A 12,395-nucleotide genomic window follows, 5' to 3' on the forward strand; every position below is an offset into this window, starting at 1 on the left:
AATGGGAATAACCAAATTATGAGCAAACATTACGACTATATCGCAATTGGTGGCGGAAGCGGTGGTATTGCGTCGATGAACCGTGCAGCAATGTATGGGCAAAAATGTGCCTTAATTGAGGCGAAAGCATTAGGTGGGACTTGTGTTAACGTGGGCTGCGTACCGAAAAAGGTGATGTGGCATGCGGCACAAATCTCGGAAGCTATTCGCAATTATGGTCCTGATTATGGTTTTGATGCGACAATTAATCGTTTTGATTGGAAAACACTTATTGATAGTCGTACTGCTTATATTGACCGAATTCACCAGTCTTATGACCGTGTCTTAGGGAATAATAAAGTTGATGTCATCAATGGTTTTGCACGTTTTATTGATGCCCATACTGTTGAGGTAAATGGTGAAACCTACACGGCAGACCATATTTTGATTGCAACTGGCGGGCGTCCAGTGATCCCTGCTATCCCAGGTGCAGAATATGGCATGACTTCTGATGGCTTCTTTGAACTTGAAGCATTGCCAAAACGTGTTGCGGTTGTGGGTGCCGGTTATATTGCCGTTGAACTTGCTGGTGTATTAAATGGTTTAGGCGCAGAGGCGCATTTATTTGTGCGTAAACATGCCCCGTTACGTTCATTTGACCCACTGATTGTCGAAACATTAGTGGAAGTCATGAATACGGAAGGCCCTAAACTGCATACGGAATCAATTCCGAAAGAAGTCGTGAAAAATGCAGATGGTTCACTGACATTAAAATTGGAAAATGGCCAAGAGCAAACCGTCGATGCATTAATTTGGGCTATTGGTCGTGAACCAATGACAGATAACCTGAATATTGAAGCCACAGGCGTCGCACTGAATGAAAAAGGTTATATCAAGGTTGATAAATACCAAAATACCAATGTACCGGGTGTCTATGCGGTTGGTGATAATACTGGCGCCGTTGAGTTAACCCCTGTTGCGGTTGCTGCGGGTCGTCGTTTATCTGAACGTTTATTTAATAATAAACCGGATGAGCACTTAGATTACAGTAATATCCCAACGGTGGTGTTCTCTCACCCACCAATTGGTACAGTTGGTTTAACTGAGCCAGAAGCGATTGAAAAATATGGTGCTGATAAAGTTAAATGCTATAAGTCATCTTTCACAGCCATGTATACCGCCGTCACTTCGCATCGTCAGCCTTGCCGTATGAAATTGGTCTGTGTGGGTGAAGAAGAAAAAATCGTGGGTATTCACGGTATTGGTTTTGGTATGGATGAAATCTTACAAGGCTTTGCGGTTGCATTAAAAATGGGTGCAACCAAAAAAGACTTTGATAATACGGTGGCCATTCACCCAACAGCGGCAGAAGAATTTGTGACCATGCGTTAAGTATTGGTTATTTAAATTAAAAGCTAAGTTCATTTGAGCTTAGCTTTTTTTTGGCATTATTTTGCCAACAGTTCTGCAATCGCAGGAATAGTCGCTAAGCTATCAAGGTATTTTTGCATCGCAGGGGTGGTTTCCATGATTTGGTATTTGACTAAAAACATCACAAATGCACCGACATACACATCGACAGCAGTAAATTGCTCACCACAAATAAACGGTTTAGCATTGTTTAAACCCATTTCTAAACAGGCCATTGTGCGTTCGACAGAACCAAAGCCAGAAGATTTTTGCTGTTCTTCATCTAATTGAATCCCTAAGTTATTGATAGTGAAGGCAGATTCAATTGGGCCTGCAGTAAATAGGAACCAACGGTAGTAATCTGCACGTTTAGGGTCATTCAAAGCTGGTGCTAAACCTTTTTCAATAAATTTATCCGCTAAATACAAGCAAATTGCAGCGGTTTCAGTGACGACGGCATCACCATCAACAAGTGCGGGAACTTTCGCCATCGGATTAATTGCAAGATATTCCGCCGTATGCATATCTGCACCATAACCTAATTCAATACGCTTGTAAGGAACATCTAAAATTTTTAATAGTAGGTCGACCGTGTTGCCACGTGACATTGAATTAGTAAAAAGAACCAGTTCGCTCATGGTGATTTCCTTATATGAAGTTGAGTGCTTACTATAAGGGAGTGGAGTGTCAGAAATTGTCAGGAGAGACGCACAAGACTTCTTTTTGCCAGCGCTCTAGTAGGTAATTTTTGGGGTAAGGTAGTTTATCTGAAAGTGCATGATAAGACTGAATGCGGTCTAAACGAAAATGGCGGTAACTTTCACGTAATTCACACCAAGCGGCTAATACTTGGGAGTCTTTCATATAACCAATGGCAATTGGCCAAATAATTCGTTCACTAGGTTGATTTTGCCCATCAAGGTAAGTCATTTTGGCTTTGCATTCTTCTCGTAAACTTAAACGTAAGTCTTTAACAATGACGTCATTAATTTCATAGAAATGTGTGGTGGGGGCAAATAAGGTATTTTGATTTAGGATTTTCTGTGAATGACCTGCAACTACAGCATTAATTTTGCTTATCGCCCGTATTGCTGAGTTTTTTAGTTCAGTGTCTGCGTTACTTTTTACCCAACGTAAACCTAATATTAAGGCTTCAAGTTCATTTTCATCGAAAGCTAAAGGCGGTAGTAATAGTCCCGCTTTTAATTGGTAACCAATACCGGCTTCCCCGATAATTTCAGCACCTTGATCACGCAGGGATTCAATATCTCGATAGATAGAACGCACGCTAACTTGAAGTTGTGATGAAAGTGCTTCAGCCGTAATAGGATAGCGATTTTCTTTGAGTATCTGCAATAGGGTCAGTAAACGTTGAGTACGGGTCATGAGTGTTTTTTAGGTTATTGTGAATGAATCTCTAAATTGCGTCTATTTTATCTAAACGATAGACGCAATATCAGAGAGTTACTTGCTTTTTTGCCACCAAGACACAATGTAATCTGCGATTTGCTCTGGGTTATTGATATCTAATTGCGGCACGTTGGTATCAATGATTTCATCACTGGCAACAGCCACCACATAGTTATCTATCAAACCGTTGAGAGGTTTGCCCACTTCAGAGCGAAACAAGGCGATTTTATCGATCGGTTCGTGCTTAAAGCCCTCAACTAAAATCAGATCTAATGTTGTGTGATCGAAACGACTGGCTAAATAGTGTAGATCCATTTCATTAGCTTCGGGGGTTTCGGTCATCAGCGCCCAGCGCTTTGCACTGGCAACAAGCGTTTGGTTTGCGCCAGCTTTACGTAATTCAAAACTGTCTTTGCCCGGTTTATCCACTTCCATGTCATGGTGAGTGTGCTTAATTAAACCAACACGAACGTTACGCAGCTTAAGCAGAGGGATAACTTTTTTTAATAAAGTCGTTTTTCCTGTGCCGCTATAAGCGGTAATTCCAAGTAGGGGTAGAGTATTTTGCTTCATAATTCTTTTTGTTGTAACTCCCAGTTACGGCTATCTTCCAGTGTATTAAGATTCGCAAATGAACCCGATTCGGGTGAGAAAATAACACCTTTTGCATTAATTTCATGCATAAAGAGCATTAATTTACGGTCACCTCTTGCAAGGTAATCATCAAGTTGAGCTTTTAGTGAGCGATGCAATAAAGCAAACGTAGGGTGCTCTCGTTCTGTATCACAAGCGTAGCAGGCTAAATGTTTTTCTTTCTCATTGAACATTTTTTCCGCTAAATTGAGAGGGAAAGCAGGAACATCGCAAGGCACAAACAGTAACCAATCTGTTTTGGCATGGTGTAAAGCCGCTTGCATTCCTGCTAATGGGCCAGAAAAATGGTTATTTAAATCAGAGATAACCGTCAATTGGCTTTCGCTGTAACGTGCCTGATTACGGTTTGCATTGATGAGTACTTCGCCAACTTGGGGTTGTAAGCGTGCTAAAATATGTTGATAGAGCGGCTTTCCCGATAAAAGTACCAATCCCTTATCTTGACCACCCATTCGAGAGCCTCGGCCACCAGCAAGTATCACACCCGTTATTAACTGACGAAATGACATGTTCAATATCCTTGAATATCTTCAAGAAAATGTTTCAACATTCCTAGAAAACACTTTCGAGTATAGTAATTACTAAAATTTATTCTATTTTGCTATAAAATCAATGAATATTCGTGCGTATTGCAGTTAAACTTTACGTAGATTGACAACAGTTCGCTTTTTCTCTTGTATGATTATTGGTAACTTGTATCGAATATTCGTGATAAAGGAATAAACATGAAATGCCATCGCTTAAATGAAGTTATTGAGCTTCTGCATCCTGTCTGGAAAGATAATTCAGATTTAAACTTGGTAGAATTATTGCAAAAACTGGCTGATGAAGCAGGTTTTAAAGGCAGTTTATCTGAGTTAACAGATGATGTGCTAATTTATCATTTAAAAATGCGTGGTTCGGATAGCAATGAAGCGATCCCGGGTTTAAAAAAAGATTATGAAGATGACTTTAAAACCGCTATTTTGCGTGCCCGTGGCATTATTAAAGACTAAAACGCGATGGACGAAATAGAACATTCGAATTTCCATTTTAGTGGAATCTCCCCTGACTTAATTTTAGACGCCTTAATGGAAGTCGGGGTTTACCCCGAATCAGGTCTGCTTGAATTAAATAGCTACGAAAATCGGGTTTATCAATTCCAAGACGAAAATCGGCAACGCTATGTGGTTAAATTTTATCGTCCTGAGCGTTGGAACCGTTCACAAATTCAAGAAGAGCACGATTTCACTTTAGAGCTTCGAGATGAAGGGCTGTCTGTCGCAGCGCCTCTTGAGTTTGCTGGGCAAACGGTATTGGAGTTTGGTGGGTTTATATTTGCAATTTTTCCGAGTATCGGTGGCAGACAATATGAAACAGATAACTTGTTTCAATTAGAAAGTGTAGGCCATTTGCTAGGACGTATACACCAAATTGGCCAGCGTAAAAATTTTGCATTTCGTCCGACAATGGGTCTTGATGAATATTTGGCACAACCTCGCCAAGTGATAGCTTCAAGCCCTTTGATTGCAGAACGCTATAAAGCTCAATTTATAGAGTCTTTAGATGCATTGATTGCACAAGTAAAATTACAATGGCCTGACTCTATTTCATCTATTCGCCTACAAGGTGATTGCCACCCAGGCAATATTCTGTGGCGCGATGAAGCTTGGCTGGTGGATTTTGATGACGCCCGAAATGGGCCTGCAATTCAAGACCTCTGGATGCTACTTAATGGCTCTCGCCAAGAACAAGTCATTCAATTGGATACGTTATTAGAAACGTATAATGAGTTTTGTGATTTTGATGTAAAACAGCTGAAGCTGATTGAACCTCTTAGAGCAATGCGTATGGTACATTACCTCGGGTGGATTATCCGCCGCTGGCAAGACCCTGCGTTTCCTCGAGCATTTTCATGGCTACAAGCTGATGATTTTTGGCAAAAACAATCGCTCGAATTTAATCAACAGATTGAACGGTTGCAAGACGCCCCTTTGCAGTTAACCCCTCAGTTTTAACTTTTAAGTTTTTGTTTTTGGAGAATGTAGTCTATGAAAAAAATTATGTTGGCTTTGCTTGGTATTGCCATGTCTTTTAGTGCTGCAGCGGCAAACTACACGGAAGGTAAAGAGTATACTGATGTTAAAGCTGTACCAAATTTACCTCAAGTTTTGGAGTTCTTCTCATTTTATTGCCCACACTGCTATCAATTTGAGAGCGTGTATAAAGTGCCTCAAACGGTAGAGAAAAACTTACCAGAAGGCGTGAAAATGGAGCGTTATCACGTTGATTTTCTTGGTCCTTTAGGTGCCGATTTAACTCAAGCTTGGGCCGTTGCGATTGTCTTGAAAGCAGAAGACAAAGTCACACCTATCCTGTTTGAAGGTATCCAAAAAACGCAAACTATCAACAGTAAAGCAGATATCCGTAATGCCTTTATCAAAGCAGGTATTTCTGGTGAAGAGTATGATGCAGCTTTAAACAGCTTCGTTGTGAAATCTATCGTTGCGAAACAGCAAAATGCAGCGCAAGACTTAAAACTGCGCGGTGTTCCTGCATTATTTGTTGATGGTAAATACCAAGTTCGTAATAACGGTATCTCAGTTGATAACGCAGCGGACTACGGCAAAGAGTTCTCTAATGTTGTGAACTTCTTAGTAAATAAAAAATAATCGTAAATAGACGGTGGTATACTCGCCATCGTCTCTTTTTTCTATTAATATCCACAATTCAAAGACTTTCTCTCACCTGTATTAAACCCATTCAATTATGCGCTAACTCTTTGATTTTACTTTTCTGTTTATATTGTTAACAGCCATATTACTTGTTGAATTTACTGAGTAACACAAATTTACACACAAGCTTATCCACAGGATGTTAGTCAGATACTTAGTTAATCGGCGTGATTAATTTTAATTAACTGTAATCAATGGTGTACTTATAATAGTGGATGATTTGGTGTGTTTTTAATTATCTAACTAAGCGGAATATAAAACTTGGGATGTATCTGAGGCCACATTATGGCATCCTATTGGTATTCGTTCCTGACTAAAAAGATGATGACAGATTATGGCTCAGATTGCAGAAAACCCTCTTATTCTGGTTGATGGTTCCTCTTACCTATACCGTGCTTACCATGCATTCCCTCCACTGACCAATAGTGCTGGTGAGCCTACAGGGGCAATGTATGGCGTGCTTAATATGCTACGTAGTTTAATTATGCAGTATAAACCTAGCCATGTAGCGGTTGTCTTTGATGCGAAGGGAAAAACATTTCGTGATGAATTGTTTGAAAGCTATAAGTCACATCGCCCACCTATGCCTGATGATTTACGCGCTCAAATCGCCCCATTACATGAAATGGTGGAAGCGATGGGCTTGCCTTTACTGGTGGTTTCAGGAGTGGAAGCCGATGACGTCATCGGGACATTAGCCTGTGAAGCAAGCCGAAAAGGTATGCCAGTGCTAATTAGTACGGGCGATAAAGATATGGCGCAATTAGTTGAGCCTAACATTACGCTCATCAATACCATGAATAACACTATTCTAGGGCCTGATGAAGTCAAAGAAAAATACGGTGTTCCCCCTGAACTTATCATCGACTTTTTAGCATTAATGGGGGATTCGTCAGATAATATTCCTGGGGTGCCTGGCGTTGGTGAAAAAACAGCACTCGCTTTACTGCAAGGTATTGGTAGCTTAGAAGCAATTTATAATGACCTTGAGGCTATTGCTCCATTAGGTTTTAGAGGTTCTAAAACGTTAGCCCCTAAAATGGCGGAAAACCGTGATGTTGCTTTTTTATCATACCAATTAGCGACGATTAAAACGGATGTTGAGCTGGAAAAAACATGTGAAGAGCTACAAGTTGCTCAGCCAGATGTGGATAAACTGCATAAATTATTCAGCCGTTATGAATTTAAACGTTGGTTAGCCGATGTTGAAAATGGGACTTGGATGGAGGGGAAAGGCTCAAGTGCGAAACCTAGCCCAACACCAGCAGCGTCACCTGTGAAGCCATCAAACCCAACTGTGCCAACATTGTGTGCCGAAAATTACCAAACGATTCTAGAAAAAGCCGATTTAGAGCGCTGGGTTGAAAAATTAAGCAAAGCATCATTATTTGCTTTTGATACTGAAACCGATAGTTTAGATACCCAAGAAGCTCGTTTAGTGGGAATGTCATTTGCAATTGAGCCGGGGCATGCCGCTTATTTACCATTAGGTCACGATTACCTTGATGCGCCAGTACAGCTTCCTCTGGAAGAGGTTTTGGAACTTATGAAGCCTATCCTTGAGAGTGAAAACATCCTCAAAATTGGCCAAAACTTGAAGTATGATGCAGAAGTTCTTGAAAATTATGACATCGAATTAAAAGGTATCGGTTATGACACCATGCTGGAATCGTATGTGTTAAACAGTGTTGCGGGGATGGGACGCCATGATATGGACAGCTTGGCCGATCGCCATTTGAACCATAAAACCGTGAGCTTTGAAGAAATCGCAGGTAAAGGTAAAAAGCAGCTGACATTTAACCAAATTGCTTTAGAAGAAGCCGCTAATTATGCGGCGGAAGATGCAGATGTCACGCTATTACTGCATCAAGCGTTATATCCACAATTAGAGGCTGAACCTAAGCTTAATCACATTTTCCAGAATATTGAAATGCCACTTGTGCCTGTGTTAGTCCGAATGGAGCGTAAAGGTGTTCTAATTGATGCTAACGTGCTTGCTGCGCAGTCAAAAGTGATTACCGCTCGTTTAGCTGAACTGGAAAAGGAAGCTTTTGAGCTTGCGGGGGAGGAGTTTAACCTCGCTTCACCAAAACAATTACAAACGATTTTATTCGAAAAATTGCAGTTGCCAGTGATAAAGAAAACGCCAAGTGGGGCAGCATCGACGAATGAGGAAGTGCTTGAAGAATTAGCGCTAAACCATGCATTGCCAAAATTGTTGCTTGAGCACCGTAGTTTAGCCAAATTAAAATCCACGTATACGGATAAACTGCCACTCATGATTAACCCGCGTACTCAGCGTGTTCATACTTCTTACCACCAAGCAGTCACAGCAACGGGGCGTTTATCTTCTCGAGATCCTAACCTACAAAATATTCCAGTTAGAACTGAAGAAGGTCGCCGGATCCGCCAAGCCTTTATCGCGCGTGAAGGCTACAAAGTGATGGCAGCGGACTATTCACAAATTGAATTACGTATTATGGCGCATTTATCTCAAGATAAAGGCCTATTAACTGCGTTTGCGGAAGGGAAAGATATCCATAAAGCGACAGCCGCTGAAGTCTTTGGTGTACCACTGGAACAAGTCACCAGTGACCAACGCCGTAGTGCCAAGGCGATTAACTTCGGGCTTATCTATGGCATGAGTGCATTTGGTTTAGCACGTCAATTAGGGATCCCTCGTGGTGAAGCTCAGCGCTATATGGATCTCTACTTTGAACGCTACCCTGGTGTATTACGTTATATGGAAAACACACGCTTACAAGCTTCTGAACAAGGTTATGTTGAAACACTTGAAGGCCGTCGCTTATATTTAGCGGATATTAAGTCGAGTAATGGGATGCGCCGTAAAGCGGCAGAACGCGAAGCGATCAACGCACCAATGCAAGGAACCGCAGCGGACATCATTAAAAAAGCCATGATTGCCGTTGATAATTGGTTGCAAACTGAAAAGCCGCATGCAGATATGCTAATGCAAGTTCACGATGAATTGGTCTTTGAGGTCAAAGAGTCTGAATTAGAGCGTGTTCAAGCTCAGGTCCAGTCATTAATGGAACAAAGCATGAAACTGGACGTGCCATTAAAAGTGGATGTGGGAATTGGTGATAACTGGGATGAAGCCCACTAATTTTTAATCATATTGAATATATAAAACCTTCAATATGAAGAGACCCCCAAGAGTTGGATAACCAATTACTGGGGGTTTTTTATGTTTGAGCGAAGGTCGAAGGTATAACAGATAATTATTCATTTGAAATTATTAACTAGAAATTCACTATAACTCTGCAATAAATCAATTATTTTTGTGATGAAAGTCAAGAAAATGATTAACATTTTTATGCGACATACATCTCATAAATATGTAATTAAAATCCGTTTTTTAGCTTATTTTATTCGTATTTCTGTGCTGAATCGTAGAAAGCTTTGAAAAAAAATTACAAAAAGGCTTTTTTTCGAGCGAAAAATAAAGTACATTAATAGGCGTAGGGTACAGAGGTAAGATGTTCTATCTTTCAGACCTTTTACTTCACGTAATCGGATTTAGCTGAATATTAGCTGCTCCAGTCAAGTTTTTGACTGGAGCATTTTTTTATCTAAAATTCAGTAAATTAGAAGATGCAAGGGTGTCATGAGCCATTTCTGACTCACAACAAAAGAAATCAAGCTGGTGTGTTATACCAACTATCTAGCTTAATGCGGAGTTTATCGACACCAATTTTTTTCAATGCTGAAAAGTATTCGACTTCAATATCCCCTTCAAGAGGAGCCAATGCCTGGCGAACTTCCATCAGTTGTTTCTTTCTTGCTCCAGAGGCTAGTTTGTCTGCTTTAGTGAGCAAAACTAAAACGGGTACATTCATCGCAACAGACCATTCAATCATTTGCATATCGAGGTCTTTTAATGGATGGCGGATATCCATTAATACAACAAGCCCCTTAATACATTCTCTCTTTTGGAGATATTCCCCGAGTGCTTGTTGCCATTTACGTTTCATTTCTTCAGGAACTTCGGCATAACCATAGCCCGGAAGGTCAACAAGGCGAACGCCTTCCTCAACTTCAAATAGGTTGATTAGCTGAGTTCTTCCTGGTGTTTTACTGGTACGTGCTAAGCTTTTTTGCTGTGTTAATGCGTTTAACGCACTGGATTTCCCCGCATTAGAGCGGCCAGCAAAAGCCACCTCAATTCCGGTATCTTTAGGTAGATGACGGATATCGGGTGCACTGATGACAAATTTTGCCATCTGGTAGTTATGATTTTTAATTGCCATTTGTCGTTCTCCCTGAGTTAGCCTCAAAAGGCTCGGGGATTATAGCTTTGCTTAGCACTTCCCGACAACTTGAAATCTCCCCTCAACGGTTTTTCTCTTTGAATCTGGTATTATTTTTCCTGTGTTATGAGCCGCGCAATTGTAATAATAGAAAAATAGCCATTATTCATGACGCCTTTTGCTGAAAGTGGTCTAGAATTTAACGCATTTGATGCACTTTTGTTTTTGGGCGTAAATATAGGTAAATCTTCAGCATTCTTGTTAGCTTCACTCTAGAATTGCTTGATTGCAGTTGTAATGAGCTATAACGAAAGGGACCTTACATGTTAAAACGAATTTTTGTGCCACTTTTGGCCGTCTGCGCAATGAGCGCATCTTCTCTTGCTTTATCTGCGGGTGAGACTTATGTCAAGTTAGTCACGTCGGCGGGTGATATCGAATTAGAACTGAATAGTAAAAAAGCCCCTGTTACGACAGAAAATTTCGTTCAGTATGTTAATGAAGGTTATTACAACGGAACTACTTTCCACCGTGTTATTCCAGGTTTTATGATCCAAGGCGGTGGCTTTAATAAAGATTTACAGCAAAAGCAAACCCGTGCCCCAATCAAAAATGAAGCAGATAATGGCTTACGTAATTTGCGCGGTACTATCTCTATGGCACGTACTGCAAATAAAGACAGCGCAACGAGCCAATTCTTTATTAATGTTGCTGATAACGCGTTCTTAGACCACGGACAACGTGACTTCGGTTACGCCGTATTTGGTAAAGTGGTGAAAGGGATGGATGTTGCAGATAAAATCTCTAAAGTAAAAACGGAAAATGTAGGCCCATATCAAAATGTTCCTGTAGAGCCAATTACAATCATTTCTGCTGAAGTGATTAAAAAGCCTTAGTGATTAAAAAACAGTAGTAATTAAAAACTATCGTGTCGAATACAGTGGGTAGGTTGCTTTAACGTGCCCACTTTTTTTAAAATCCGCTTTTCCTTCCCCTTTGAGTTTCTCTTCATTCACTATGTTAGTTAAAATGTGTCAGCGCTTACTACGTTTTAATAGCCTTTTATTTCATTGTATTTAAAGTAATTCTTAATCAAAATGTGAGCTTGTTATAGGAATGTAAATATAGTTCCATGATTTTTATATGGAAATTTTTTTTGAGAAAAAATAATCATTGACTTAAATAGGCTATTTTCCTGCTTTGGCTGTGCTATGATAGCCGCCCTTATTATTTTTATGGTGTTTTAATCATCGTTCTGATTGCCAACACAATAAAAATATGCATAAGAAATAATACATAATGATAAAAATCAGTCGGATAGGCTAATATGCTTCTACTTATTGATAATTACGATTCATTTACTTACAACTTATACCAATACTTTTGTGAATTAGGGGCTGAAGTTGTTGTAAAACGTAATGATGAAATTACCATCGAAGAAATTGAACAGCTTTCGCCTACACATCTTGTGATTTCACCTGGGCCATGTACACCGGATGAGGCTGGCATCTCCCTTGAGGCGATAAAATACTTTGCAGGTACGCTTCCCATTTTAGGTATTTGCTTAGGGCATCAAGCCATTGGGCAAGCTTTTGGTGCATCAGTTGTTAAAGCACGAGAAGTTATGCACGGTAAAACCTCTGCGATTCACCATAATCATCAAGGGGTATTCAAAGGCTTGAACCGGCCCTTGACGGTGACACGTTACCACTCTCTGGTAATTGCGGCAGAGACACTCCCTGTTTCTTTTGATGTATCAGCATGGTCACTGAATAATGGTGATGTTGATGAAATCATGGGAATACGGCACAAAACCTTGCCTATAGAAGGCGTTCAGTTCCATCCTGAAAGCATTCTGAGTGAGCAAGGCCATGAATTACTAAATAATTTTCTAAAATATTAATTTATAAATCTGGTTCAGAATAAATTAATTATGCATATTATGCCCTTTGCTATT

At 40.2% G+C, this 12,395-nt stretch carries 12 protein-coding genes; 7 read left to right on the plus strand and 5 right to left on the minus strand.

Annotated features, from left to right (window positions below; genetic code table 11):
* The first annotated feature begins 18 nt into the window (after nt 1-18).
* Entirely contained in the window at nt 19-1,371 is a 1,353-nt protein-coding gene (gene gorA / locus M1F17_RS01360) for a glutathione-disulfide reductase (protein ID WP_036958623.1), read from the plus strand.
* 56 nt (nt 1,372-1,427) lie between these two features.
* On the opposite strand, the gene M1F17_RS01365 is transcribed toward gorA, so the two are convergent.
* The 4 genes from M1F17_RS01365 to mobA all read right to left on the minus strand — a co-directional run bounded on the left by M1F17_RS01365 (nt 1,428) and on the right by mobA (nt 3,962).
* Nucleotides 1,428-2,027, minus strand: a complete 600-nt coding sequence (locus M1F17_RS01365) for a glutathione S-transferase family protein (RefSeq protein WP_318837190.1) — start codon at nt 2,025-2,027, stop codon at nt 1,428-1,430.
* Between the two features lie 49 nt (nt 2,028-2,076).
* Entirely contained in the window at nt 2,077-2,775 is a 699-nt protein-coding gene (locus M1F17_RS01370; protein WP_096863561.1) for a helix-turn-helix transcriptional regulator, read from the minus strand.
* Nucleotides 2,776-2,853: 78 nt separating this feature from the next.
* Nucleotides 2,854-3,372 (minus strand): molybdopterin-guanine dinucleotide biosynthesis protein MobB, encoded by a 519-nt coding sequence (gene mobB, locus M1F17_RS01375; protein WP_318837191.1) that lies wholly within the window; start codon nt 3,370-3,372, stop codon nt 2,854-2,856.
* On the minus strand, nt 3,369-3,962 hold the full coding sequence (mobA, locus tag M1F17_RS01380) for a molybdenum cofactor guanylyltransferase MobA (RefSeq protein ID WP_094960789.1): 594 nt from the start codon (nt 3,960-3,962) through the stop codon (nt 3,369-3,371). The genes mobB and mobA overlap by 4 nt, the downstream gene beginning before the upstream one ends.
* Nucleotides 3,963-4,178: 216 nt before the next feature.
* Between mobA and M1F17_RS01385 the strand changes: the two genes are divergently transcribed.
* The 4 genes from M1F17_RS01385 (at nt 4,179) to polA (ending at nt 9,294) form a co-directional block, all read left to right on the plus strand.
* Nucleotides 4,179-4,448 (plus strand): YihD family protein, encoded by a 270-nt coding sequence (locus M1F17_RS01385; RefSeq protein ID WP_004262581.1) that lies wholly within the window; start codon nt 4,179-4,181, stop codon nt 4,446-4,448.
* Between the two features lie 6 nt (nt 4,449-4,454).
* Nucleotides 4,455-5,450 (plus strand): serine/threonine protein kinase, encoded by a 996-nt coding sequence (locus M1F17_RS01390; RefSeq protein WP_112307786.1) that lies wholly within the window; start codon nt 4,455-4,457, stop codon nt 5,448-5,450.
* A gap of 33 nt (nt 5,451-5,483) precedes the next feature.
* Nucleotides 5,484-6,104 carry a thiol:disulfide interchange protein DsbA gene (dsbA, locus tag M1F17_RS01395; RefSeq protein WP_004262579.1) on the plus strand — a complete coding sequence of 207 codons (621 nt, stop codon included), beginning with the start codon at nt 5,484-5,486 and terminating at the stop codon, nt 6,102-6,104.
* A 397-nt stretch (nt 6,105-6,501) separates the two neighbouring features.
* A complete protein-coding gene (gene polA, locus M1F17_RS01400; protein ID WP_110592665.1) occupies nt 6,502-9,294 on the plus strand; it encodes a DNA polymerase I in 2,793 nt (930 codons plus the stop codon).
* A 532-nt stretch (nt 9,295-9,826) separates the two neighbouring features.
* Here polA and yihA read toward each other — a convergent pair.
* Entirely contained in the window at nt 9,827-10,438 is a 612-nt protein-coding gene (yihA, locus tag M1F17_RS01405; protein ID WP_125891687.1) for a ribosome biogenesis GTP-binding protein YihA/YsxC, read from the minus strand.
* A 323-nt stretch (nt 10,439-10,761) separates the two neighbouring features.
* On the opposite strand from yihA, the gene ppiA reads away from it, so the two are divergent.
* Both ppiA and M1F17_RS01415 read left to right on the plus strand, forming a co-directional pair.
* On the plus strand, nt 10,762-11,334 hold the full coding sequence (gene ppiA / locus M1F17_RS01410) for a peptidylprolyl isomerase A (protein WP_004262568.1): 573 nt from the start codon (nt 10,762-10,764) through the stop codon (nt 11,332-11,334).
* Nucleotides 11,335-11,765: 431 nt separating this feature from the next.
* Nucleotides 11,766-12,341, plus strand: a complete 576-nt coding sequence (locus tag M1F17_RS01415) for an aminodeoxychorismate synthase component II (RefSeq protein WP_094960786.1) — start codon at nt 11,766-11,768, stop codon at nt 12,339-12,341.
* The last annotated feature ends 54 nt before the right edge of the window (nt 12,342-12,395 follow it).

The organism is Providencia sp. PROV073 (assembly GCF_033688125.1).
GTDB classification, from domain to species: domain Bacteria; phylum Pseudomonadota; class Gammaproteobacteria; order Enterobacterales; family Enterobacteriaceae; genus Providencia; species Providencia hangzhouensis.